This window comes from Pseudomonas sp. Irchel 3F3, assembly GCF_900187545.1.
In the GTDB taxonomy this organism is placed as follows: domain Bacteria; phylum Pseudomonadota; class Gammaproteobacteria; order Pseudomonadales; family Pseudomonadaceae; genus Aquipseudomonas; species Aquipseudomonas fortuita.
The window spans coordinates 21,195-43,605 of record NZ_FYDS01000003.1 but is presented as its reverse complement, the minus strand read 5'-3'; the positions used below and the strand labels follow the sequence as shown (position 1 = coordinate 43,605).

General features: G+C 63.9%; 18 protein-coding genes. 12 read left to right on the top strand and 6 right to left on the bottom strand.

Features of this window, described 5'->3' with window-relative positions:
• Positions 1 to 195 precede the first annotated feature (195 nt).
• The 11 genes from CKW35_RS06265 to CKW35_RS06215 all read left to right on the top strand — a co-directional run bounded on the left by CKW35_RS06265 (position 196) and on the right by CKW35_RS06215 (position 14,221).
• Positions 196 to 990, top strand: coding sequence for an enoyl-CoA hydratase/isomerase family protein (locus CKW35_RS06265; protein ID WP_016487570.1), 795 nt, complete (start codon positions 196 to 198; stop codon positions 988 to 990).
• A gap of 32 nt (positions 991 to 1,022) precedes the next feature.
• Positions 1,023 to 2,183, top strand: a complete 1,161-nt coding sequence (locus tag CKW35_RS06260; protein WP_016487569.1) for an acyl-CoA dehydrogenase family protein — start codon at positions 1,023 to 1,025, stop codon at positions 2,181 to 2,183.
• An 18-nt stretch (positions 2,184 to 2,201) separates the two neighbouring features.
• A complete protein-coding gene (locus tag CKW35_RS06255; protein ID WP_095115453.1) occupies positions 2,202 to 4,319 on the top strand; it encodes an acetate--CoA ligase family protein in 2,118 nt (705 codons plus the stop codon).
• On the top strand, positions 4,312 to 5,919 hold the full coding sequence (locus CKW35_RS06250; RefSeq protein ID WP_095115450.1) for a 5-guanidino-2-oxopentanoate decarboxylase: 1,608 nt from the start codon (positions 4,312 to 4,314) through the stop codon (positions 5,917 to 5,919). Before CKW35_RS06255 ends, CKW35_RS06250 begins: the two co-directional genes overlap by 8 nt.
• A 34-nt stretch (positions 5,920 to 5,953) precedes the next feature.
• Positions 5,954 to 7,183 carry an alanine racemase gene (gene alr, locus CKW35_RS06245; protein WP_060517362.1) on the top strand — a complete coding sequence of 410 codons (1,230 nt, stop codon included), beginning with the start codon at positions 5,954 to 5,956 and terminating at the stop codon, positions 7,181 to 7,183.
• 24 nt (positions 7,184 to 7,207) lie between these two features.
• A complete protein-coding gene (locus CKW35_RS06240) occupies positions 7,208 to 8,398 on the top strand; it encodes a pyridoxal phosphate-dependent aminotransferase (protein ID WP_095115448.1) in 1,191 nt (396 codons plus the stop codon).
• Positions 8,391 to 9,803: an aldehyde dehydrogenase family protein gene (locus CKW35_RS06235; RefSeq protein ID WP_095115444.1), complete on the top strand. Its 1,413-nt coding sequence runs from the start codon at positions 8,391 to 8,393 to the stop codon at positions 9,801 to 9,803. Before CKW35_RS06240 ends, CKW35_RS06235 begins: the two co-directional genes overlap by 8 nt.
• Positions 9,804 to 9,846: 43 nt before the next feature.
• Positions 9,847 to 10,548, top strand: coding sequence for an NAD(P)H-dependent oxidoreductase (locus tag CKW35_RS06230; protein WP_095115704.1), 702 nt, complete (start codon positions 9,847 to 9,849; stop codon positions 10,546 to 10,548).
• A gap of 235 nt (positions 10,549 to 10,783) precedes the next feature.
• Positions 10,784 to 11,887 (top strand): polyamine ABC transporter substrate-binding protein, encoded by a 1,104-nt coding sequence (locus CKW35_RS06225; RefSeq protein ID WP_095115441.1) that lies wholly within the window; start codon positions 10,784 to 10,786, stop codon positions 11,885 to 11,887.
• Positions 11,888 to 11,921: 34 nt separating this feature from the next.
• Positions 11,922 to 13,334, top strand: a complete 1,413-nt coding sequence (locus CKW35_RS06220) for an aminotransferase (RefSeq protein WP_016487561.1) — start codon at positions 11,922 to 11,924, stop codon at positions 13,332 to 13,334.
• A gap of 53 nt (positions 13,335 to 13,387) precedes the next feature.
• Complete coding sequence (locus CKW35_RS06215; RefSeq protein ID WP_256583372.1) at positions 13,388 to 14,221, top strand: helix-turn-helix transcriptional regulator; 834 nt, start codon at positions 13,388 to 13,390, stop codon at positions 14,219 to 14,221.
• A 76-nt stretch (positions 14,222 to 14,297) separates the two neighbouring features.
• Here CKW35_RS06215 and CKW35_RS06210 read toward each other — a convergent pair whose 3' ends face one another.
• The 5 genes from CKW35_RS06210 to CKW35_RS06190 form a co-directional block, all read right to left on the bottom strand.
• Positions 14,298 to 15,377 carry a helix-turn-helix transcriptional regulator gene (locus CKW35_RS06210; RefSeq protein ID WP_016487559.1) on the bottom strand — a complete coding sequence of 360 codons (1,080 nt, stop codon included), beginning with the start codon at positions 15,375 to 15,377 and terminating at the stop codon, positions 14,298 to 14,300.
• Positions 15,378 to 15,531: 154 nt separating this feature from the next.
• Positions 15,532 to 16,503 (bottom strand): PDR/VanB family oxidoreductase, encoded by a 972-nt coding sequence (locus CKW35_RS06205; RefSeq protein WP_016487558.1) that lies wholly within the window; start codon positions 16,501 to 16,503, stop codon positions 15,532 to 15,534.
• Positions 16,504 to 16,581: 78 nt separating this feature from the next.
• Positions 16,582 to 17,703, bottom strand: coding sequence for an aromatic ring-hydroxylating dioxygenase subunit alpha (locus CKW35_RS06200; protein ID WP_016487557.1), 1,122 nt, complete (start codon positions 17,701 to 17,703; stop codon positions 16,582 to 16,584).
• Positions 17,704 to 17,842: 139 nt separating this feature from the next.
• Positions 17,843 to 19,441: a BCCT family transporter gene (locus CKW35_RS06195; RefSeq protein WP_095115702.1), complete on the bottom strand. Its 1,599-nt coding sequence runs from the start codon at positions 19,439 to 19,441 to the stop codon at positions 17,843 to 17,845.
• A gap of 194 nt (positions 19,442 to 19,635) precedes the next feature.
• Positions 19,636 to 20,727, bottom strand: coding sequence for a tartrate dehydrogenase (locus tag CKW35_RS06190; protein ID WP_016487555.1), 1,092 nt, complete (start codon positions 20,725 to 20,727; stop codon positions 19,636 to 19,638).
• A gap of 97 nt (positions 20,728 to 20,824) precedes the next feature.
• Between CKW35_RS06190 and CKW35_RS06185 the strand changes: the two genes are divergently transcribed.
• Entirely contained in the window at positions 20,825 to 21,736 is a 912-nt protein-coding gene (locus CKW35_RS06185) for a LysR substrate-binding domain-containing protein (RefSeq protein WP_016487554.1), read from the top strand.
• Positions 21,737 to 21,877: 141 nt separating this feature from the next.
• Here the strand turns inward: CKW35_RS06185 and CKW35_RS06180 are convergent, their stop codons facing one another.
• Positions 21,878 to 22,360 (bottom strand): Lrp/AsnC family transcriptional regulator, encoded by a 483-nt coding sequence (locus tag CKW35_RS06180; RefSeq protein ID WP_016487553.1) that lies wholly within the window; start codon positions 22,358 to 22,360, stop codon positions 21,878 to 21,880.
• Between the last annotated feature and the right edge of the window lie 51 nt (positions 22,361 to 22,411).

Here is a 22,411-nt window from a genome sequence, read left to right as displayed (position 1 = left end):
TGTACAAAGTTGTAACAACCACCTCGGATTTAACCCTCACAAGTTTAAAAAAATCACTATTGAAACAATAGGTTAGGTTGTTTTCGAGTGATGTTACAGGCCATTTTTCCGCCAATTGCCGCCTTGTTGAACACTCGTTTAGTATCTCTCTCATCAAACCCTCCCAAAACCATCACAACAACACCGAGGCCCCCCATGACCACCCCGTCGTCGTCACTGTTGAGCAACGTCGAAGCCGGCGTTGCCTGGATCACCCTCAACCGCCCCGAGCAACGCAACGCGCTGGACATCCCCACCCTCAGGCAACTGCACGCCTTGCTCGACAGCCACAACAGCGACCCGGCGGTACGCGTGGTGGTGCTCACCGGCAGCGGTCGCAGCTTCTGCGCCGGCGCCGACCTGGCCGAGTGGGCTGCTGCCCAAGCCGCGGGCACCCTGGAAAGCTACGGCTGGACCGAAACCGCCCACGCCCTGATGTTGCGCCTGCACAGCCTCGACAAGCCCACCCTCGCCGCCATCAACGGCACCGCTGTGGGCGGTGGCATGGACCTGAGCCTGTGCTGCGACCTGCGTGTCGCCGCCGCTTCTGCGCGCTTCAAGGCCGGCTACACCAGCATGGGCTACAGCCCCGATGCCGGGGCCAGCTGGCACCTGCCACGGTTGATCGGCAGCGAGCAGGCCAAGCGCTTGTTGTTTCTCGATGAACTGTGGGGCGCCGAGCGCGCCCTGGCGGCCGGGCTGGTCAGCGAAGTCTGCGCCGACGAGCAACTGCCCGCCGTGGCTGCCGAGCTGGCCGGGCGCCTGGCCAATGGCCCAACGTTCGCCTACGCGCAGACCAAGCAGCTGATCCGCGATGGCGCCCGGCGCACCCTGGCCGAGCAGCTGGAAGCCGAGCGCCAGGCGGGCCTGCTGTGTGGCCGCAGCCAGGATGGCGCCGAGGCGCTGCAAGCCTCGGTAGAACGCCGCGCCCCCCGTTTTATCGGCCAGTAACCCGATACCGACCCTGATCAGGACCTTTGCAGATGAATTTCCAACTGACCCAAGAACAAGAAATGTTGGTGGAAGCGGTACGCAGCTTTGTTGCCAAGGAGTTGGCGCCCCATGAGGAAGCGGTGGACCGCGCCGATGCCGTGTCGCCAGAGCTGGCCGCACACATCCGTGGCAAGGCCATCGCCGCCGGGTTCTATGCCTTCAACATGCCCGAGGAAGTCGGCGGCGGTGGCCTGGACTACTTGTCCCAGGCGCTGATCGAACGTGAGCTGTCCAAGGTGTCCTGGGCGCTGCACGTGTTTGTCGCACGCCCGTCGAAAATCCTCATGGCCTGCAAGGACGAGCAGATCAACGACTACCTGCTGCCTTGCGTGCAGGGTGAAAAAACCGATTGCTTCGCCCTCACCGAACCGGGCGCCGGCTCCGATGCCAATGCCATCAAGACCCGCGCCGTGCGCCAGGGCGATGACTTTGTCATCAACGGCAGCAAACACTTCATCAGCCACGCCGGCCACGCCGATTTTGCCATTGTCTTCGCGGTCACCGACACCTACGAGCACAACGGGCGCAAGCGCAATGCGGTCACGGCGCTGCTGGTCGACCGCGGCACACCGGGCATGACCATCCGCCGCGGGCCCAAGTGCGTGAGCAACCGGGGCTACCACACCTACGAGCTGTTCTTCGACGACTGCCGGGTGCCGGCCAGCAAGGTACTGGGCGAAGTCGGCAAGGGCTGGGAAGTGGCCAACGCCTGGCTGACCGCTGGCCGGGTCATGGTCGCCGCCAACTGCGTGGGCCAGGCCCAGCGTGCCCTGGACCTGTCGCTGCAGTGGGCCGCCGACCGCAAGCAGTTCGGCCAGGCCATCGGTAGCTACCAGGGCGTGTCGTTCAAGCTGGCCGACATGGCCACGCAGATTCGCGCGGCCGAAATGCTCACCCTGCACACTGCCTGGAAGATGGACCAGGGCAGCATGACCGACGGTGAAGCCGGCATGGCCAAGCTGTTTGCCAGCGAAGTACTGGGCAAGGTGGCCGACGAAGCCGTGCAGATCTTCGGCGGCATGGGCCTGATGGACGAAGGGCCGGTCGAGCGCATCTGGCGCAACGCGCGTATCGAGCGTATCTGGGAGGGCACCTCGGAAATCCAGCGGCACATCATCGCCCGCGAACTGCTGCGCCCGCTGCTGCGCTGAGCGCCAGGAGAAGACCCCATGTCGCAATCGATTCGTGACAACCTCAAGCGCCTGCTGGCGCCCCGGCACCTGGCCTTCGTTGGCGGGCGCAGCATGGCGCGGGCGCTCAAGCGCTGCGCCGAAGGTGGCTTTGGCGGCGAGCTGTGGCTGATCAACCCTCAGCATGAAAGCCTCGAAGGCATCCCCTGCGTGGCACACGTGGCCGACTTGCCCTATGCCCCGGACGCAGTGTTCATCGCCACCAACCGTGAGCTGACCTTGCAGTGCGTTGCCGAGCTGGCCGCGCGTGGCGCCGGTGGTGCCATCTGCTATGCCTCCGGCTTTGCCGAAAGCGGCGAAGAGGGCCGCCAGTTGCAGCAGCGCCTGCTCGCTGCGGCCGGCAACATGGCCCTGCTCGGCCCCAACTGCTATGGCCTGCTCGATTACCTGCACGGTGCCGCGCTGTGGCCGGTGGCCCACGGCGGCAAGCCGGTGGAGAAGGGCGTGGCGATCCTCACCCAGAGCGGCAACTTCGCCTACAACCTGTCCATGAGCGACCGCTCGCTGCCGGTGGCCTACATGGCCTCGGTCGGCAACCAGGCGCAACTGGGGGTGGCCGAGTTGATGGACGTCTTGCTCGACGACCCACGGGTAACGGCCATCGGGCTGCACCTGGAAGGCGTGAAGAACGTGCCGGGTTTTGCACGCGCCGCTTACAAGGCATTGCAGCAGGGCACGCCGATCATTGCCCTGAAGACGGGTGTGTCGCAGATCGGCGCTGAATTGGCGCTCAGCCACACCAGCTCGTTGTCCGGCTCCGATGCTCTGTACGACAGCCTGTTCCAGCGCCTGGGCGTGATCCGCGTCAGCGGCCCGGTGAGCTTTGTCGAAACGCTCAAGGCCGCCGCTTGCGGGCGCTTGCCGGCAGAGGGCGAACTGATCGCGCTGGCCTGTTCAGGCGGCGATGCGGGCCTGATTGCCGATTATGCCGAACGCAACCATCTGCACCTGCCAAAGCTTGAACAAGGCCAAGTGACAGCACTGGCCGAAGTGCTGCCGGCCTATGCCAACCTGGTCAACCCACTGGATTTCACCACTGCCATCTGGGGCGATGAAGCTGCCCTGCAACGTATGCTCGACAGCACCCTGAGCGGGGCGGCCGATGCCGCCATGCTGGTGCTGGACTACCCGGCGGCCTTCACTGGCGAGCGCAAGGAGTGCGACTTGCTGCTGGCGCTTTACTGCGACGCGCTGGAGCGTCACGGCAAGATCGGTTTTGTCACCTCCGCCTTTCCGGAGCTGCTGCCTGCCAGTGCGCGTGAGCGCCTGCATGCCCGAGGCATCGCCGCCCTGCAGGGTGTGGAAGACGGCCTGGCGGCCTGGGGCCGCATCGTCGCTTACCAACGCAACCGTCAACGGTTGCTGGGGCAAGGCGAGGCTGGGCGGGTACCGCTGTGCCCACAAGCCGTCACGGGCGAAGGCCGTTTGCTGGACGAATGGCAAGCCAAGCAAGCCCTGCGCGCCTTCGGTTTGCCGGTGCCGGCAGGTGTGCTGAGTACGCCCGAGCGCGCTGTGGTGGATGCCGCCCGCGTAGGTTACCCGCTGGTACTGAAGGCGGTCAGCGCACAACTGCCGCACAAGACCGAAGCCGGTGCGGTGGCACTTAACCTGCGCGATGCCGCTGCCCTGGAGGCTGCACTGGTACAGATGCGCCAGCGTATCGCTGCCTATGCCCCACAGGTAGCGTTCGACCAGATACTGCTCGAACCCATGGCCGCGCCGCCACTGGCCGAGCTGATAGTGGGCATCAAACGTGAACACGACTTTGCCCTGGCGTTGGTAATCGGCGCCGGTGGCGTGCTGGTCGAACTGCTCAAGGACAGTGTCAGCCTGTTGCTGCCCACTACCGACAGCGCCATCCGCGCCGCGTTGCTGAGCCTGCACAGCGCCAGCCTGCTGCAAGGTTTCCGTGGCCGGCCGGCCGCCGACCTGGACGCCTTGGTCGCAGCCATCCGCGCGGTAGCCGACTATGCCTGCGAAAACGCCGGGCAACTGCTGGAACTGGATGTGAACCCACTGATGGTCGGTGCCCACGGCACCCTCGCGGTCGACGCGCTGATCCGCCTCGGCCAGGCGCAAGGAGAACGACATGAATGACCTTACCCTGACTGCCGGCCAGGCGCTGGTGCGCCTGTTGGCCAACTATGGCGTGCAGACCGTGTTCGGTATCCCGGGTGTGCACACCCTGGAGTTGTACCGCGGCCTGCCGGGCAGCGGTATCCGCCATGTGCTTACCCGCCACGAGCAGGGCGCCGGTTTCATGGCAGACGGCTATGCGCGGGTGAGCGGAAAGCCGGGCGTGTGCTTTGTCATCACCGGCCCGGGGGTGACCAACGCCGCCACCGCCATCGGCCAGGCCTATGCCGATTCCATTCCGATGCTGGTGATTTCCAGCGTCAACCATACCGCCAGCCTGGGCAAGGGCTGGGGCTGCCTGCACGAAACCCAGGACCAACGTGCCATGACCGCGCCGATCACCGCATTTTCGGCGGTGGCGTTGCGTGGCGACGACCTGCCCGAGCTGATTGCCCGTGCCTGGGCCGTCTTCGACAGTGAACGGCCGCGCCCGGTGCACATTTCGGTGCCGCTGGACGTGCTGGCCGCACCCGTCAGCCGTGACTGGAGCGATGAGGTGGCACACCGCCCCGAGCGTGGCCAGCCGTGCCGCGAAACCCTCGACCAGGCTGCCCTGAAGCTGGCAGCGGCCAAGCGGCCAATGATCATCGCCGGTGGCGGTGCGCTGCACGCGGCTGAACAGCTGGCGCAGTTGAGCACCCGGCTGGCCGCACCAGTATTCACCAGCGTGGCCGGCAAGGGCCTGCTGCCGCCGCAGGCGCCATTGAATGCGGGTTCCAGCCTGTGCGTGGAGCCTGGTTGGCAGTTGATCAGCCAAGCCGATGTGGTGCTGGCAGTGGGCACCGAAATGGCCGACACCGACTTCTGGCGCGAGCGCCTGCCAATCACTGGCGAGCTGCTGCGGGTGGACATCGACCCACGCAAGTTCAACGACTTCTACCCCTGTGCCATTGCCTTGCCGGGAGATGCCCGGCAAACCCTGGCCGGCTTGCTCGAACACCTGCCAGCACTCGACCGGGACCCGGCTCAGGCCAGCGAAGCGGTCAGCCAGTTGCGCCAGGCCATCCGCACCGGGCATGCACCGTTGCAGGCCACGCATCAGGCCATTCTGGACCGCATCGCCGCCGTGCTGCCCGATGAGGCGTTCATCAGCAGCGACATGACCCAACTGGCCTACACCGGCAACTACGCTTTCGCCAGCCGGGCGCCGCGCAGCTGGCTGCACCCCACTGGCTACGGCACCCTTGGCTACGGCCTGCCGGCCGGCATCGGCGGCATGCTTGCCACCGGCCACCGCCCGGGCCTGGTGCTGGTGGGCGACGGTGGTTTTCTTTATACCGCCCAGGAGCTCGCCACTGCCGTGGAGGAGCTCGACCGGCCTTTGGTGGTGCTGCTGTGGAACAACGACGCCCTCGGCCAGATCCGCGATGACATGCTCGGCCTGAACATCGAGCCGGTCGGCGTGCTGCCACGTAACCCGGACTTCATCGGCCTGGCCCGTGCCTTTGGTTGCGCGGTGCGCCAGCCACGTGATCTGGACACGCTGCAGGCCGACCTGGCCAGTGGTTTCGCCACCCCCGGCGTTACTTTCATCGAACTCAAACACACCTGCGTCTGTTAAGACGCGCACAACGACAAGAACAAGAGAAACCGACATGCCATTTCGCCGCACCCTGCTGGCCGCATCCCTGGCCCTGCTGATCACCGGTCAAGCCCCCCTGTATGCCGCACCTCCGCTGTCGATGGACAATGGCACCAACGCCCTGACCGTGCAGAACAGCAACGCCTGGGTCGAAGTCAGCGCCAGCGCCCTGCAACACAACATCCGCACCCTGCAGGCCGAGCTGGCTGGCAAGTCCAGGCTGTGCGCCGTGCTCAAGGCCGACGCCTATGGCCACGGTATCGGCCTGGTGATGCCGTCTATCATTGCCCAGGGCGTGCCCTGCGTGGCGGTGGCCAGCAACGAGGAGGCCCGCGTGGTCCGCGCCAGTGGCTTCACCGGGCAACTGGTGCGGGTACGCCTGGCCAGCCTCAGCGAGCTGGAAGATGCCTTGCAGTACGACATGGAAGAGCTGGTCGGCAGCGCCGAATTTGCCCGCCAGGTCGATGCCATCGCCGCACGCCACGGCAAGACCCTGCGCATACATATGGCGCTCAACTCCAGTGGCATGAGCCGCAACGGTGTGGAGATGGCGACCTGGTCCGGCCGTGGCGAAGCGCTGCAGATCACCGATCAGAAGCACCTCGAGCTGGTTGCGCTGATGACCCACTTCGCCGTCGAAGACAAGGACGATGTCCGCAAGGGCCTGGCGGCCTTCAACGAGCAGACCGATTGGTTGATCAAGCACGCGAAGCTCGACCGCAGCAAGCTCACCCTGCACGCCGCCAACTCGTTCGCTACCCTGGAGGTGCCGGAGGCGCGCCTGGACATGGTACGCACCGGCGGCGCGCTGTTCGGTGACACCGTGCCGGCGCGCACCGAGTACCAACGCGCCATGCAGTTCAAGTCGCACGTGGCGGCGGTGCACAGTTACCCGGCCGGCAACACCGTCGGCTACGACCGCACCTTCACCCTGGCCCGTGATTCGCGCCTGGCCAACATCACCGTCGGTTATTCCGATGGCTATCGCCGGGTGTTCACCAACAAGGGCCATGTGCTGATCAACGGCCACCGCATACCGGTGGTGGGCAAGGTGTCGATGAACACGCTGATGGTCGATGTCACCGACTTCCCGGACGTGAAGGGCGGCAACGAAGTGGTGCTGTTCGGCAAGCAGGCCGGGGGCGAAATCACCCAGGCCGAGATGGAAGAAATCAACGGCGCGCTGCTGGCCGACCTGTACACCGTGTGGGGCAGTTCCAACCCGAAGATCCTCGTCGACTGAAACCGCCAAAGAAGGGAGATTACCATGCGCTACGCCAAGCTCACCCAACGCATCGCCGGCGACGGGGCTGCGGCCTGGGACATCCACTACCGCGCCCTGGCGCTGCAGGCCGAAGGCAAGGACATCCTGCTGCTGTCGGTGGGTGACCCGGACTTCGACACCCCCGCGCCGATTGTCGAGGCGGCCATCGACAGCCTGCAGGCGGGTCACACCCATTACGCCGATGTACGCGGCAAGCTGGCCCTGCGCCAGGCCATTGCCAGGCGCCACCAGCAGCGTAGCGGCCAGGCCGTCGACGCCGACCAGGTGACGGTGCTGGCAGGGGCCCAGTGCGCGCTGTACTGCGTGGCCCAGTGCGTACTGGACCCAGGCGACGAGGTGCTTGTCGCCGAACCGATGTATGTGACCTATGAGGCGGTGTTCGGTGCCTGTGGTGCCAAGGTGGTGCCGGTGCCGGTCAAGCCGGAAAACGGCTTTCGGGTATGCCCGCAAGACGTGGCCGAGCGCATCACCCCGCGCACCCGCGCGCTGGCCTTGAACAGCCCGCACAACCCGTCGGGGGCAAGCCTGCCCCGTACTACCTGGGAAGCACTGGCCGAACTGTGCATCGCCCACGACCTGTGGCTGATCTCTGACGAGGTGTACAGCGAATTGCTGTACGAGGGCGAGCATGTCAGCCCTGCCAGCCTGCCGGGCATGGCCGAACGCACCGCCACCCTCAACAGCCTGTCGAAGTCCCATGCCATGACCGGCTGGCGGGTGGGCTGGGTAGTGGGTTCGGCCGAGCTGGCCGCCCACCTGGAAAACCTCGCCCTGTGCATGTTGTATGGCTCGCCCGATTTCATTCAGGACGCCGCTGTGGTGGCGCTGGAGCAGCCGTTGCCCGAGCTGGCCGCCATGCGCGAGGCCTACCGCCAGCGCCGTGACCTGGTGTGCGAACAGCTGGCCGGCTGCCCGGGCCTGAAGGCACTGAAGCCCGATGGTGGCATGTTCGTGATGGTTGATATCCGTGAGACCGGCGTAAGTGCCCAGGCCTTTGCCGACCGCCTGCTGGACCGCCAGGGCGTGTCGGTACTCGCCGGCGAAGCGTTCGGCCCCAGTGCTGCCGGGCATATCCGCCTGGGCCTGGTGCTGGGCGATGCGGCGCTGGTCGATGCCTGCCAGCGCATCGCCCGCTGTGCCGACGAGCTGAAACGGGAGTACGGCCATGCGTGAGTATGCGCGGCTGTACATCGACGGCGCCTGGCAGGTGCCGAGTGGGCAGGGTATGGCTGAGGTGATCGACCCGGCCACCGAGCAGGCCATTGGCCGGGTACCACTGGGTGGCGAGGCGGATGTCGAGCGGGCTGTGATGGCGGCGCGGCGGGCTTTCGCTGGCTGGTCGCGCACGCCGTCCAGTGTGCGTGCAGGGTACATCCAGGCGTTGGTGGCGCAGCTGAAAAGCCACGCGGCGGAAATGGCCGGGGCCATTACCGACGAACTGGGCATGCCGGTGCAGTGGTGCCAGGCGGTGCAGGTCGAAGGCCCGATTGTGGGGCTTGCGCAGTACGCCGAACTGGCCGGGTTGATGGATGAGGTGCGCGAAGTCGGCAATTCGATGGTGTACCGCGAGGCCGTTGGCGTGTGCGCTTTCATCAACCCATGGAATTACCCGCTGCACCAGATGATCGGCAAGCTGGCGCCGGCCTTGGCCGCCGGCTGCACGGTGGTGGTCAAGCCCAGCCAGGAAACGCCGTTGCACGCGTTTTTACTGGCCGAAATGATCGACGCCATCGGCCTGCCGGCCGGGGTGTTCAACCTGGTCAGCGGCCCGGGGGCAAAGGTGGGTGAGGCCCTGGCCCGGCACCCGCAGGTGGACATGGTGTCGTTCACCGGTTCAACCGATGCCGGTGTCCGGGTGGCACAAGCGGCCGCGCCGACGGTGAAGCGGGTGTGCCTGGAGCTGGGTGGCAAATCACCGTTTCTGATTACCGCCGATGCCGACCTGCACGCTGCGGTGCGCCATGGCGTGCAGGACGTGATGATCAACTCGGGGCAGACCTGCACGGCACTGACCCGTATGCTGCTGCCGGCCAGCCGCTACGCCGAGGCGCTGGAAATCGCCGAGGCCGAAACCCGCGCACTGGTCATGGGCGACCCGCGTGACCCGGCCAGTTTTCTCGGGCCGATGTGTTCGGCAGGCCAGCGGCGCACGGTGCTCGACTACATTCTCCAGGGCCAGGAGGAGGGCGCGCGCTTGTTGTGCGGTGGTGATCACGGCGGCTTCGAGCGCGGGTTCTACGTGGCGCCCACGTTGTTCGCCGACGTCGACAACCGCATGCGCATTGCCCAGGAAGAAATCTTCGGCCCGGTGCTGTGCCTGATCCCCTACGCCGACGAGGCCCAGGCGCTGGCGCTGGCCAATGACTCGCCGTTCGGCCTGTCCAGCGCGGTGTGGGCGGGCAGCCGCGAGCACGGCCTGGCGCTGGCGCGGCAGATTCGGGCCGGGCAGTGCTTCATCAACGGGGGCGGGTTCAACTACCGGGCGCCGTTTGGTGGCTACAAGCAGTCGGGCAACGGCCGCGAGTGGGGCGAAGAGGGCCTGGCGGAGTTCGTCGAGGTGAAAGCCGTACAGTGCTGAGCCACCGCTGCAAGACAACCTGTTTTGTGTAAGGAGAATGTTTGTGAATGTACTGATCGTCCACGCTCACCCCGAGCCGCAATCGTTCACCGCTGCCCTGCGCGACCAGGCCGTGGAAACCTTCCGCGCCCAGGGCCACCAGGTGCAGGTCAGCGACCTGTACGCCATGGGCTGGAACCCGGTGGCCAGCGCCGATGATTTCACCCAGCGTGAGAACCCTGATTATCTGGTGTATGCCCTGGAGCAGCGCCAGGGGGTCAAGCGCGGCGCTATTGCCAAGGATATCCAGCAGGAGCTGGACAAGTTGTTGTGGGCCGACTTGCTGGTGCTGAACTTCCCGATCTTCTGGTTCTCGGCACCTGCCATGCTCAAGGGCTGGATCGACCGGGTGCTGGTGTCGGGGGTGTGCTATGGCGGCAAGCGTTTCTACGACCAGGGCGGGTTGGCGGGCAAGAAGGCGCTGGTGACCGTGACCCTGGGCGGGCGCGAGCACATGTTTGGCGAAGGGGCGATTCATGGGCCGCTGGAAGACATGCTGCGGCCGATACTGCGGGGCACGCTGGCTTATGTGGGGCTTGAAGTGCTGCCGCCATTCGTGGCCTGGCATGTGCCGTATATCAGCGATGAGGCGCGCCAGGACTTTTTGCAGCAATACCGGCAGCGCCTGGAGCAGCTCTCGGACGACCAGCCATTGGTGTTCCCACGCCTGGCCCAGTTCGATGAGGCGTTGTACCCACTGATGTGATCGCCTGCACTGGCCTCATCGCCGGCAAGCCAGCTCCCACAGGGAAACCACAGTCCTGAGGCCTCGTGGTTTCCCTGTGGGAGCTGGCTTGCCGGCGATGAGGCCAGTTGCCTTGCTACAAGACTTACCTGCTCAAAAACGACCACCCACACATTCGGGGTATGTTGCCCCTCGGCAAATCCCTCGATAGTGAACCCATCGGCTCGATCCGGAGCACTCACACGATGGAGTTGCCATGCGCAAGGTACTGAAGGTGATTGGTGGTCTGCTGCTGGCGTCTGGTGCCAGTCTGGCCCAGGCGACAGATGTAGACAGCGCCAACACGCTACGGCTGTACAACTGGACCGACTACATCGGCGAAACCACCCTGGCCGACTTCGAGAAGGCCACCGGCATCAAGGTCATCTACGACACCTTCGACGGCTACGAAACGGTACAGACCAAACTGCTGACCGGCCGCTCCGGCTACGACCTGGTCATGCTCAACGCCTCGCTGGTCCCCCCGATGATCAGCGCCGGCGTGTTCCAGGCACTGGACAAGCAGCAACTGCCCAGCTGGCAAAACCTCGATCAGCAGGTGGTCAACAACCTGCAGGGTTACGACCCTGGCCTGAAGTACTCGGCGCCCTACACCTGGGGCAGCTCGGGGGTCACTTACAACGTCGACAAGATCACCGCGCGCATGCCCGATGCGCCGATCGGTTCGCTGGCCATGCTGTTCGACCCCAAGATCGTCTCGCGCTTCGCTGACTGCGGCGTGACCTTGATGGACGCGCCCACCGAGGTCATCCCGCTGGCCCTGCAGTACCTGGGCAAGGACCCGCGCAGCGCGTCGGCCGCCGACCTCAAGGCAGCCGAACAACTGCTGCTGGGCATCCGCCCCTACATTCGCAAGTTCGACTCGGTCAACTACCTCACCAGCCTGCCCAACGGCGATGTCTGCCTGGCGCTGACCTGGTCCGGTGACTACGCCACCGCCCAGGCCCGTGCGGTGGAGGCGAAGAAGGACATCAAGCTGTCGTTCTTCATCCCCCAGGAAGGTTCACTGATCTGGTTCGACAACCTGTACATCCCCAAGGATGCGCCGCACGCGGCCAACGCCCACCGCTTCATCGAGTTCCTGCTGCAGCCGCAGACCATGGCCAAGGTCACTGACTACATCCACTACGCCAACAGCAACGCCGCCGCCACCGCGCTGGTGCGTGACGATATCCGCCAGGACCCGGCCATCTACCCCGACGCACAAACCCGTGAGCGCCTGTTCGCGCAGAAAACCCAGAGCCCCAAGGACATGCGCGCCATCACCCGGGTCTGGAGCACGGTCAAGACCGGTTTCTGAACACTGCCTAACGTTTCCCGCCAAGGAGCTGCCCATGGCCACCCCAAGCAAAGCATTCGCTATCGCCCACGACCCGCTGGTGGAAGCCGACAAGGCCCACTACATGCACGGCTACCATGTGTTCGACGAGCACCGCGAGCAAGGCGCGCTGAACATCGTCGCGGGCGAGGGCGCCTACATTCGTGACAGCCACGGCAACCGTTTCCTCGATGCCGTCGGCGGCATGTGGTGCACCAACATCGGCCTGGGTCGCGAGGAAATGGCCCTGGCCATCGCCGACCAGGTGCGTCAGCTGGCGTATTCGAACCCGTTCTCCGACATGGCCAACGCTGTGGCCATCGAGCTGTGCCAGAAGCTTGCGCAGCTGGCACCGGGCGACCTGAACCACGTGTTCCTCACCACCGGCGGCTCGACTGCTGTCGACACCGCCTACCGGCTGATCCAGTACTACCAGAACTGCCGCGGCAAGCCACACAAGAAGCACATCATCGCCCGCTACAACGCCTACCACGGCTCTACTACCCTGACCATGTCGATTGGCAACAAGGCCGCCGACCGGGTGCCGGAGTTCGACTATCACCACGACCTGATCCACCACGTCTCCAACCCCAACCCGTACCGCGCCCCGCACGACATGGACGAGGCCGAGTTCCTCGACTTCCTGGTGGCCGAGTTCGAGGACAAGATCCTGTCGCTGGGCGCCGACAACGTGGCCGCGTTCTTTGCCGAACCGATCATGGGCTCGGGCGGGGTGATCATCCCGCCCAAGGGCTACTTCCAGCGCATGTGGCAACTGTGCCAGACCTACGACATCCTGTTCGTCGCCGACGAGGTGGTGACCTCGTTCGGGCGCCTGGGCACCTTCTTCGCCAGTGAAGAACTGTTTGGCGTCACCCCCGACATCATCACCACCGCCAAGGGCCTGACCTCGGCCTATCTGCCGCTGGGCGCGTGTATCTTCTCCGAGCGTATCTGGGAAGTGATTGCCGAGCCGGGCAAGGGCCGCTGCTTCACCCATGGCTTCACCTACAGCGGTCACCCGGTGTGCTGCACGGCGGCGCTGAAGAACATCGAGATTATCGAGCGCGAACAACTGCTCGATCACGTCAAGGACGTGGGTGGCTACTTGGAGCAGCGCCTGCAAAGCCTGCGCGAGTTGCCGCTGGTGGGTGATGTGCGTTGCATGAAGCTGATGGCCTGCGTCGAGTTTGTCGCCGACAAAGCCAGCAAGGCGCTGTTCGCGGATGAGGTAAACATCGGCGAGCGCATCCACAGCAAGGCCCAGGCCCGCGGCTTGCTGGTGCGTCCGATCATGCACCTGAACGTGATGTCGCCACCGCTGATCATCACTCATGCGCAGGTGGACGAGATTGTCGAAACCTTGCGCCAGTGCATCCTCGAAACCGGGCGTGAACTCACGGCGCTTGGCCTGTACCAAGGCCGATGAACCTGGCGCAAAGGGCTGTGCGCGGGCGTACCCGGCAGGCTAGACTGCCGGGCATGACCCAGGCCACTCCCGACACCCCGCTTACCCTGACAATGGGCGCGCTGCAGCAATGGCATGCGGCGCTGCAGCGTGCTTTGGCCAATAGCGAAACGCCCGAGGCGTTGGAGTATGTGGCCGCTGCCATTGGCCAGCTGGTGCAGGTGGAATCGATGATGATCAGCCTTGAGTGCCAGGGGCGCGCGCCGCAGCTGCTCTACCAGCAGGGCATTCCCGAGCTGCACCGCGCTGCGGTGCTGGAGCGTTATTTCAGTGCCGGCTACTTGCTCGACCCGTTCTGCCTCGCCGTGCAAAGCGGCCTGGCCGAAGGCTTTTACCACCTGCAGGAAATCGCCCCGGACAACTTCTTCGACAGCGACTATTACAAGGCCTATTACCTGGGCACCGGTTGCAGCGAAGACAGCTACTACATCGTCGATCTCAGCGCTGGGCGCAAGCTGTCGCTGAGCCTGTTCCAGGGTTGCAGCGGCACGCCTCTGAGTGCCGGGCAGGTCGACTTGCTGCGGGCGCTGGAGCCGATGGTGCGGGAACTGTTGGGGCGTTATGCCCGGCATAACCTGGAGCCCGGCGCAGCATCGGCCGAACACGGCAGCCTGCAGGCAGCGTTCGACAGCTTTGGTTGCCAGATGCTGACCGACCGTGAGCGGGAGGTGGCACACATGATCTTGCGCGGGCACTCGGTGAAGTCGACCGCGCTGGCGCTGGGCATCTCACCGGAGACGGTGCGCATGCACCGCAAGAACCTGTACCTGAAGCTGGAGATCAACTCGCAGTCCGAGTTGTTTGCACGGTTTATCGACTGGTTGCGCGGCGATCAGCTGAAAATCTAGAAGTTTTTGCGGTCCCTGTGGGAGCGGGCATGCCCGCTCCCGCAGGAATCGCGTCAGTTTTGAAATTTGGGGTAGTTCACGAAGCGGCCAGGCGGGCCTCCAGCGCGGCGATGTGCGCCTGTAGCCGCTCATGCTCCTGGCGCTCGGCGCTGATGTCTTCGAACACGCTGATCAGGTGTTCCGGTTCGCCGCTGTCCCGGCGCTGCAGTGAGGTGCGGGCGCGTACCCAGATGTACTCGCCATTCTTGCGGCGCACGCGTTTTTCCACTTCGTAACGCTCGGTTTCACCGGCCAGCATGCGTTGCAGCAACTGCAGGTTCTGCGCCAGATCGTCAGCGTGGGTGATCTGCTGGAAGGTCATGCCGTAAAGCTCTTCGGCGCGGTAGCCCAGCAACTCGCACAGGCTGTTGTTGACCCGCTGCCAGGTGCCGTCCGGGTCGATGTAGGCCAGGGCGCCCCAGGCCAGCTCGAAGATTGCCCGGAAGCGTTCCTCGCTCTGGCTTAGCGCCTGCTGGGCCACTTGGCGTTCGGTGTTGTCCATGCTGATGCCGACCATCTTCACCGACCGCCCGGCGCTGTCGCGTACCACCGTGGCGCGGGAAGAAATCCAGCGCACTTCACCGTCCGGGCGGGCAATGCGGAAGTCACATTCACAGCCACCGCCGTCTGCCACCGCGTCGGCGTACATCAGCTGCATGCGCTGCACGTCTTCGTCGGGCAGGTGCTTCCAGAAGTCTTCGTTGTGCCGCACCGGCCAGCCATAGACCTGCTCGACGTTGGGCGAGTAGGTGACTTCGTCGCTGATCAGGTTCCATTCCCAGGTGACGATGCGTGCGCCTTCCTGGGCGAGCTTCATGCGCGTTTCGCTTTCCATGATCTCGGCGGTCAGGCGCCGACGCACATCCGTCATCGGCAGCTCGACCACCTGCGGTTGCTGGATGTTCTGCAGTGCTTCGTCGCCATAGCGCAACCAGATCCAGTTGACCTTGAGAAAGTCGGCCAGCTTGCGCAGGTTGTCGTAGTCGATCTCGCCGCCGCGGGTCCACTTGTGCACGGCGGTGCGCGAGATGCCCAAGGCCGTGCCCACGGCTTGCAGGGTCAGCTTGTGATGCTCGAGCAGTTCCTTGAGGCGGAAGGCGAAGCTGTTTTCCAACATCGGCAGGGTGTCCTGATCTGGGCCAAGAGCCTGCCAGTATACCCAAGCTGTCAACTTTTGGTTGACGGGTCCTCACGCTGCCTCTTTTGGGGAGAACCTTGTGCTGCCTGCACTGGCCTCATCGCCGGCACAGGCAACATCAGCCGGGCGGTTGTTAAAGGTCCAGCACCAGCCGCGCCGTACGGGCGCGGGAAACGCACAGCATGATGCTCTGCTGCGCCGCTTTCTCTTCATCGCTCAGGTACTGGTCGTAATGCTCGGCTTCACCCTCGAGGATGGCCGTCTCGCACGTACCGCACACACCTTCGCGGCACAGGCACTCGACCTTGGCAGCCTTGGACTTCTCGATGGCTTGCAGAATGGTCATGCCTTCTTCCACCTGCAGTTCCACGCCCGATTGCGCCAGCACCACGGTAAAGGCACTGCCGGTGACCGGGGTGGCGGCAAACTGTTCCCAATGCACGCGCTGCTCGGCAATGCCGGCCTTGGCGGCGCAGGCGATGACCGCATCGATCAGCGGTTTTGGTCCGCACACGTACAGGTGCGCTTGCTCGTCCAGCCCCGCGCACAGGGCGGCCAGGTCAAGCTTGCGGTCGAGGCTGTCGATGTAGAACTGGGTGCGTGCAGCGTGCGGGCCGTTGGCCAACTGGTCCTGGAACGCGCCGTGCTCTGGCGCGCGGAAAGCATAGTGCAGCTCGTAGTCGGCGCTGCCGCCTTCCAGCTCATGCAGTTGCGCCAGGAACGGGGTAATGCCGATGCCGCCGGCAATCAGCACGTGCCGGCCGGCCGAAGGGTCCAGGGCGAAGAGGTTGTTGGGCGAGGAGATGGTCAGGCGGGTGCCGACTTCCACCTGTTGGTGCATGAACGCCGAGCCCCCCTTGGACTGTTCTTCCAGGCGCACGCCGATCTGGTAGCTGCGGGTGTCACGCGGGTCGCTCATCAACGAGTAGGCGTTACTGAACTGGTTGCCGTCAGCGCCTTGCATCTGCACGATGACGTGGCTGCCGCCGGTGAAGGCGGGCATCGCCGCGCCGTCTTCGCGGGCCAGGGTAAAGCGCTTGATCAGCGGTGTGGCGTGTTCCACGTCGGTCACGCGCACGCTGAACATTTCATAAGTGTTGGCCATGGTTCACCTCGACTGCCTGGGTGCGCGGCAGGCCCTGCCGCGCACCTTTACGTGCCAATAAACGTGGAGCGGTTGCCATCAATCGTCGAGGTGGGCCACGGCGATCAGGTTGTGGAAGTGGGCAATGCCGTGTTCGCTCATGCCACTGCGCTCGCGGTCGGCCATGATGCGGCCCTGGCCACGGTAGCCACGCGACTTCAGGCCCTTCTGCACGCTTTCGACCAGGCGCAGGTCTTCTGGGCGGAACACTTCGCGGTACCAGTCGATCAACTTCTGCTGCTCTTCGGTGATGTCCTTGTTCAGGAAGTAGATGTCGTAGTGCTGCAGGGTGGTTTCGGCATCGACCGGGAACTCATAGATCACGGTCATGAAGTTGGCCCCTGGCGGCACGTTGAACATGGTGCACGGCCAGGCCCAGAAGCCGGCGAACGACGGGTCTTTCACGCTTTCGTCGAACTTGAACGACTGCTCCGAAGGCTTGGCCAGGCCATATTGCAGGGTCCAGTTACCGTGCATGGTGTGGCTGTACTGGCCGACGTCGACCGAGTCGGAGAAGCCTGGATGCGCCGGGGCGCAGTGGTAGCATTCCAGGTAGTTGTCGACGATCGACTTCCAGTTGGCCGGGGTGTCACTGACGAAGCGCGCCGCCAGGTGCAGGTCGTCGATGACCGCGCAGGCTTCACGCATGCGTGCTTGCATGCCTGGCAGCTGGTCTTCGACGGAGCCGGCCTCCATGTCCATGTTGATGAAGATGAAGCCGGCGTATTCCTCGACGCGCAGCTGCACCAGGGTGGAGTTCTCTTTGTCGAAGTTGACCACGTTGTCGCAATTGCGGGCGTGGGCCAGTTCGCCGTCGAGCTTGAAGGTCCAGGCGTGGTACGGGCAGGTGATGACGTTTTTGGCCTTGCCGCTACCGCTGAGCAGCTGGTGGCCACGGTGCGGGCAGACGTTGTAGAACGCACGCAGCACGCTGTCACGGCCGCGTACGACGATGATGCTTTCGCCGATCACTTCGCGGGTGATGTAGGCATTGTTGTCTGCCACTTCGCTGCGGTGGCCCACGCAGATCCAGCTGCGGGCGAAGATGGCTTCTTTCTCGTGTTCGAACACAGCGGCCTTGGTGTAGAAATTGGCCGGGATGGTGAAGGCCTCGTCGGCGTTCGCACAGAAATCGGCGGGCAGGCGTTTGAAGTCGTTCATGACAGGTTTCTCACAAGCTCGGTTTATAGTTGTTGGTTAACGCGTACCTGCCGGTTAACAGGTCAGGCAAAAAAAATTGCAGACAGCAAGGGGGCTGCTAGGCAGCCCATCGCGGGCAAGCTCGCTCTTACAGGGTTAATCAGTGCACCGCAGCTGCACTGCGCGGGGCGTGTTCGGCAGGGGCTTCACCGGCCATCCGTGCTGCCTCTTCCTCGATGACGTGGGCCGGTACCTGGCCGTAGTCGGCGATCATCCACTTGAAAAAGCCATAGATCTTCACCAGCAGAATCACCATGAACGGGATTGCAGTGAGCACCACGGCGGTCTTCATGGTCGACAGCGAGGCCTTGGCGAACAGCATGGCCAGTGGCACCAGGGTCAGCACCACGCACCAGAACAGGCGGTGGGTGGGTGTCGGGTCGTCACCTTCACGCAGGTTGCGGGTGCTGGTGGCAGCCACCGCATAGGCCGCGGCATCCATGTGCGAGGCACAGAAGATGGCCATGATGAACAGGTACACACCGAGGAACACCTGGCCCCACGGCAAGGCCAGCAGCAGGTGCGTCACGGCCGATTCGCCGCCTTGTTCGGCGAGCATTTTCGGTACATCCACGGCGCCAGTGATGAACTGGTGCATGCTGTAGCTTTCCAGCGCGCCGAAGAAGAACCAGCAACCGAAACTGCCCCCCAGCAGCAGGGCCAGGACCACGTCCTTGATCTGCCGACCGCGCGAAACGCGGGTGACGAACATGGCCACACCCGGGGCGTACGACACCCACCACAGCCAGTAGAATACTGTCCAGTTGCGGGTGAAGGCGCCGTCGCCCGCCGGGTCGGTGAACAGGCTCATGTGCACGTAGTTCTGGATCATCAGGCCAATCGAGTTGGCGGTGTTGTTGAGGGTGAACTGGGTCGGGCCCACCAGCAGGACGACAGCGGCAAACACCAGCGCGCCGATGCACACCATCTTGCTCAGGCGCTGCAGGCCACCATCGATACCGATGTAAGAGCTGAGCGAGAACATCACTGCGACGCCACCGATCACCATCAATTGCACGGTGAAGGTATCCGGGGTGCCGGTCAGGTCATGCAGGCCGCGGGTCAGGGTCGAGGCGGTGAGGGCCAGCGACACAGTCAGTGCGCCCATCATGGTCAGCAGGAAGATCAGGTCGACGCTCCGGCCTACCGGCCCGGTGGCCTTGAAGCCCGTCACCGCTTCGATAACCGAAGCCAGGTTCAGGCCGCTCTTCTTGCGTACATGGAAGTGGTAGGCCATGGCCAGTGATGTCAGGGCGTAGATCGACCAGGCGCTGATGCCCCAGTGGAAGAACGAGTAGCCCACGCTGTACTCCAGTGCCTTGGGGGTGGCAGCAGCGATGTTCAGGCCCGGGGTCTGGTAATAGTAGGCCCATTCCATTACGCCCCAGTAGAGGGTCGACGAACCCATGCCGGCACAGATGAACATGAACACCCAGGTGGCGGTGGCATATTCAGGCTTGCCACTGCCCAGGCGGATGTTGCCGTACTTGCTGAAGGCCAGGTACAGCACGGCCAGGGTACTGCCAAACACCAGCACCTGCACGCTGGTACCGAAGGTGCGGGTGGACAGCTCGAACAACTGGTTGGCGGCGCTTTCAGCCTGGGCGGGGAAGGCTGCAAGGCCGATCACGGTGAGCAATACGGCGATCAGGCTCACGGTAATCAGGAACACATCAATCTTTTTATTCTTGTGCGACATCATCGTCTCCTGGACGTTGGCGTACTTGTTATACCCGGCAGGCATCCGGGGTGTTGCGGTACCACTCCTTCCTTGGGCGTTAACTACTGGTTAACCAATATCTAATGGTTAACAGATTTTGCATACAATCCACGTCGCTCGCAAGAGGCAAAGGGCCGATTGTCAGACACTTCTGACAATCGGCCCGGGTGTTATCAGGCTTCGATCAGCGCGGTGATGGCCTGGCCCACCTGCTGGGTAGACTGCTGGCCACCCATGTCGCGGGTCACGTCACCGGCGGCGATGACCTGCTCGATGGCTTTGAGGATGTCGTCGTGGGCGGCGCGGTAGCGTGGGTCGGCGCCTTCGTTGCCGAGGAAGTCGAGCATCAGTGCACCGGACCAGATCATCGCGATCGGGTTGGCGATGTTCTTGCCGTAGATGTCTGGCGCCGAGCCGTGCACCGGCTCGAACAGCGACGGGAATTTGCGTTCGGGGTTCAGGTTGGCCGAAGGCGCGATGCCGATGGTGCCGGCGCACGCCGGGCCCAGGTCGGACAGGATATCGCCGAACAGGTTCGAGGCCACGACCACGTCGAAGCGGTCCGGTTGCAGTACAAAGCGGGCGCAGAGGATATCAATGTGCTGCTTGTCCCAGCTGATTTCCGGATAATTGGCTGCCATCGCTGCGGTGCGCTCGTCCCAGTACGGCATGCTCACGGCCATGCCGTTGGACTTGGTGGCCGAGGTGACGTGCTTGCGCTCGCGGGTCTGGGCCACCTCGAAGGCGTACTTGAGAATGCGGTCGACGCCACGGCGGGTGAACACCGATTCCTGCAGCACAAACTCGTTTTCGGTGCCTTCGAACATGCGCCCGCCCAGCGACGAGTACTCGCCTTCGGTGTTTTCGCGGATAACCACGAAGTCGATATCGCCGGGTTCACGACCCGCCAGCGGGCAGGGTACGCCGGGGAACAGGCGCACCGGGCGAATGTTCACGTACTGGTCGAAGTCGCGGCGGAACTTGAGCAGCGAACCCCACAGCGAGATGTGGTCCGGCACTTTATCTGGCCAGCCCACGGCACCAAAGTACAGGGCGTCGAAACCTTTGAGCTGTTCGAACCAGTCATCCGGCATCATCTTGCCGTGGGCCAGGTAGTAGTCGCAGCTGGCCCACTCGAAGAACTCGAAGCTGATGTCCAGGCCGTGCTTGCGCGCGGCGGCCTCGACGACCCGAATACCTTCAGGCAGTACTTCGTTGCCGATGCCGTCGCCTGGGATTGCCGCGATTCTGAACGTCTTGCTCATGGGGTGCACTCGTTGTCTAGGGAACAGGTGCTGGTCATGCTATAAGGGCTTGAGCCGGAGATAATCTCGCCAATCATGGATTCTTGGAACACGATACGTGAATAATCTGCCCAACCTCGACGACCTCAACATCTTCCTGCAAGTGGCCAAGCGCGCCAGCTTTGCGGCCGTGGCCGATGAGCTGGGCATGTCGGCGGCGTATATCAGCAAACGCATCCGCATGCTCGAGCAAACACTGGAAGTGCGCTTGTTGCACCGCACCACGCGGCGGGTGACGGTGAGTGAGGAAGGCGAGCGGGTGTATCAGTGGGCTTTGCAGATATTCGATGCCGTACAGCGCATGGGTGATGACATCAGCGCCCAGCACCGCGAGCCGGCCGGGCAGTTGCGCATCGCCAGCAGCCTGGGGCTGGGGCGGCGCTTCGTGGCGCCGGCTTTGTCGGAGCTGGCCGAGCGCTACCCGCGGCTGGACATTCGCCTGGATGTGCACGATCGCCTGGTGGACCTGATCGCCGAAGGTGTCGACCTGGACATCCGCGTGGGCAACGCCATTGCCCCCAACCTGATCGCCAAGCCGCTGGCGCGTAACCGCCGGGTGCTCTGTGCTGCGCCGGCTTACCTGGCGCGGCGGGGTTCGCCCAAGGTGCTGGGCGACCTGGGCAGCCACGACTGCCTGGTGATCAAGGAACGTGACCACCCGTTTGGTGTGTGGCAACTGATGGGGCCGATGGGTGAAGAAAGCGTACGTGTGACGGGCGGCCTGTCGACCAACCATGGTGAAGTGGCGCACCAGTGGTGCCTGGATGGCCGAGGGATACTGCTGCGTTCATGGTGGGATGTGCATGACAGCCTGCAGGACGGGCGCCTGGTGCAGGTGCTGGAGGCCTATCACCAGCCGGCGGATATCTGGGCGGTATACACCTCGCCGCTGGCCAGCTCGGCCAAGGTGCGGGTGGCGGTGGACTTTTTCCGGCAGTACTTTGCCGAGCGCTACAGCTTGCCGGAGTAGGCCGAACCCAGATCATGTGCGCTCCGCTTTTGATTTTTTATGGGATCAACTGTCTTGCACCATCAATCAGGCTACCGCATCACCCTGCAGGAGCAGCACAAGGCTGCTCCTACAACAACCAAAAGCGCAGCGCGGTGGGTTTCAGGGCACGGGGATACGGGAAACCGCCTTCACTTCGCGCAGCGCCAGGCTTGACTGGATCGAGGCAATGCCTGGCTGACGGCGCAACACCTCTTCCACGAATCGCCCATAACTCTCCAGGTCATTTGCCAACACCGTCAGCACATAGTCAGCCTCGCCGGTTACCTTGTGGCAGGACAGCACCTGCGGCAGTTTCAATATCACCTGCTCGAACTCATCCGGTGCGTTGGCCGAATGGTTGCCAAAGCGCACCTGGGCAAACGCCATCACGTCGTAGCCCAGCTTCCTGCGGTCGAGGTTGGCCTGGTAATCCTTGATGATGCCCAGCTCTTCCAGCCGTTTGCGCCTGCGCCAGCAGGGCGTCACGGTCATCGACAAACGCTCGCCCAGCGCAGCGCTCGACAGGGTGCCGTCCTCCTGCAAAAGGCGCAGTAGCTCGCGGTCGGTGTCGTCCAAATGTTCGATAGCAAAGGCTTTGCTCATTGCCGGCCAATTCTGTGATTAATTTCCTCAAGCATCCGGTTTGGCTGAGCA

Bases quoted from the DNA above. Each gene is read 5' to 3' on its own strand.
- CKW35_RS06265 (WP_016487570.1), top strand. From the start codon at position 196: ATGACCACCCCGTCGTCGTCACTGTTGAGCAACGTCGAAGCCGGCGTT.
- CKW35_RS06260 (WP_016487569.1), top strand. From the start codon at position 1,023: ATGAATTTCCAACTGACCCAAGAACAAGAAATGTTGGTGGAAGCGGTA.
- CKW35_RS06255 (WP_095115453.1), top strand. From the start codon at position 2,202: ATGTCGCAATCGATTCGTGACAACCTCAAGCGCCTGCTGGCGCCCCGG.
- CKW35_RS06250 (WP_095115450.1), top strand. From the start codon at position 4,312: ATGAATGACCTTACCCTGACTGCCGGCCAGGCGCTGGTGCGCCTGTTG.
- alr (WP_060517362.1), top strand. From the start codon at position 5,954: ATGCCATTTCGCCGCACCCTGCTGGCCGCATCCCTGGCCCTGCTGATC.
- CKW35_RS06240 (WP_095115448.1), top strand. From the start codon at position 7,208: ATGCGCTACGCCAAGCTCACCCAACGCATCGCCGGCGACGGGGCTGCG.
- CKW35_RS06235 (WP_095115444.1), top strand. From the start codon at position 8,391: ATGCGTGAGTATGCGCGGCTGTACATCGACGGCGCCTGGCAGGTGCCG.
- CKW35_RS06225 (WP_095115441.1), top strand. From the start codon at position 10,784: ATGCGCAAGGTACTGAAGGTGATTGGTGGTCTGCTGCTGGCGTCTGGT.
- CKW35_RS06220 (WP_016487561.1), top strand. From the start codon at position 11,922: ATGGCCACCCCAAGCAAAGCATTCGCTATCGCCCACGACCCGCTGGTG.
- CKW35_RS06215 (WP_256583372.1), top strand. From the start codon at position 13,388: ATGACCCAGGCCACTCCCGACACCCCGCTTACCCTGACAATGGGCGCG.
- CKW35_RS06210 (WP_016487559.1), bottom strand. From the start codon at position 15,377: ATGTTGGAAAACAGCTTCGCCTTCCGCCTCAAGGAACTGCTCGAGCAT.
- CKW35_RS06205 (WP_016487558.1), bottom strand. From the start codon at position 16,503: ATGGCCAACACTTATGAAATGTTCAGCGTGCGCGTGACCGACGTGGAA.
- CKW35_RS06200 (WP_016487557.1), bottom strand. From the start codon at position 17,703: ATGAACGACTTCAAACGCCTGCCCGCCGATTTCTGTGCGAACGCCGAC.
- CKW35_RS06195 (WP_095115702.1), bottom strand. From the start codon at position 19,441: ATGTCGCACAAGAATAAAAAGATTGATGTGTTCCTGATTACCGTGAGC.
- CKW35_RS06190 (WP_016487555.1), bottom strand. From the start codon at position 20,727: ATGAGCAAGACGTTCAGAATCGCGGCAATCCCAGGCGACGGCATCGGC.
- CKW35_RS06180 (WP_016487553.1), bottom strand. From the start codon at position 22,360: ATGAGCAAAGCCTTTGCTATCGAACATTTGGACGACACCGACCGCGAG.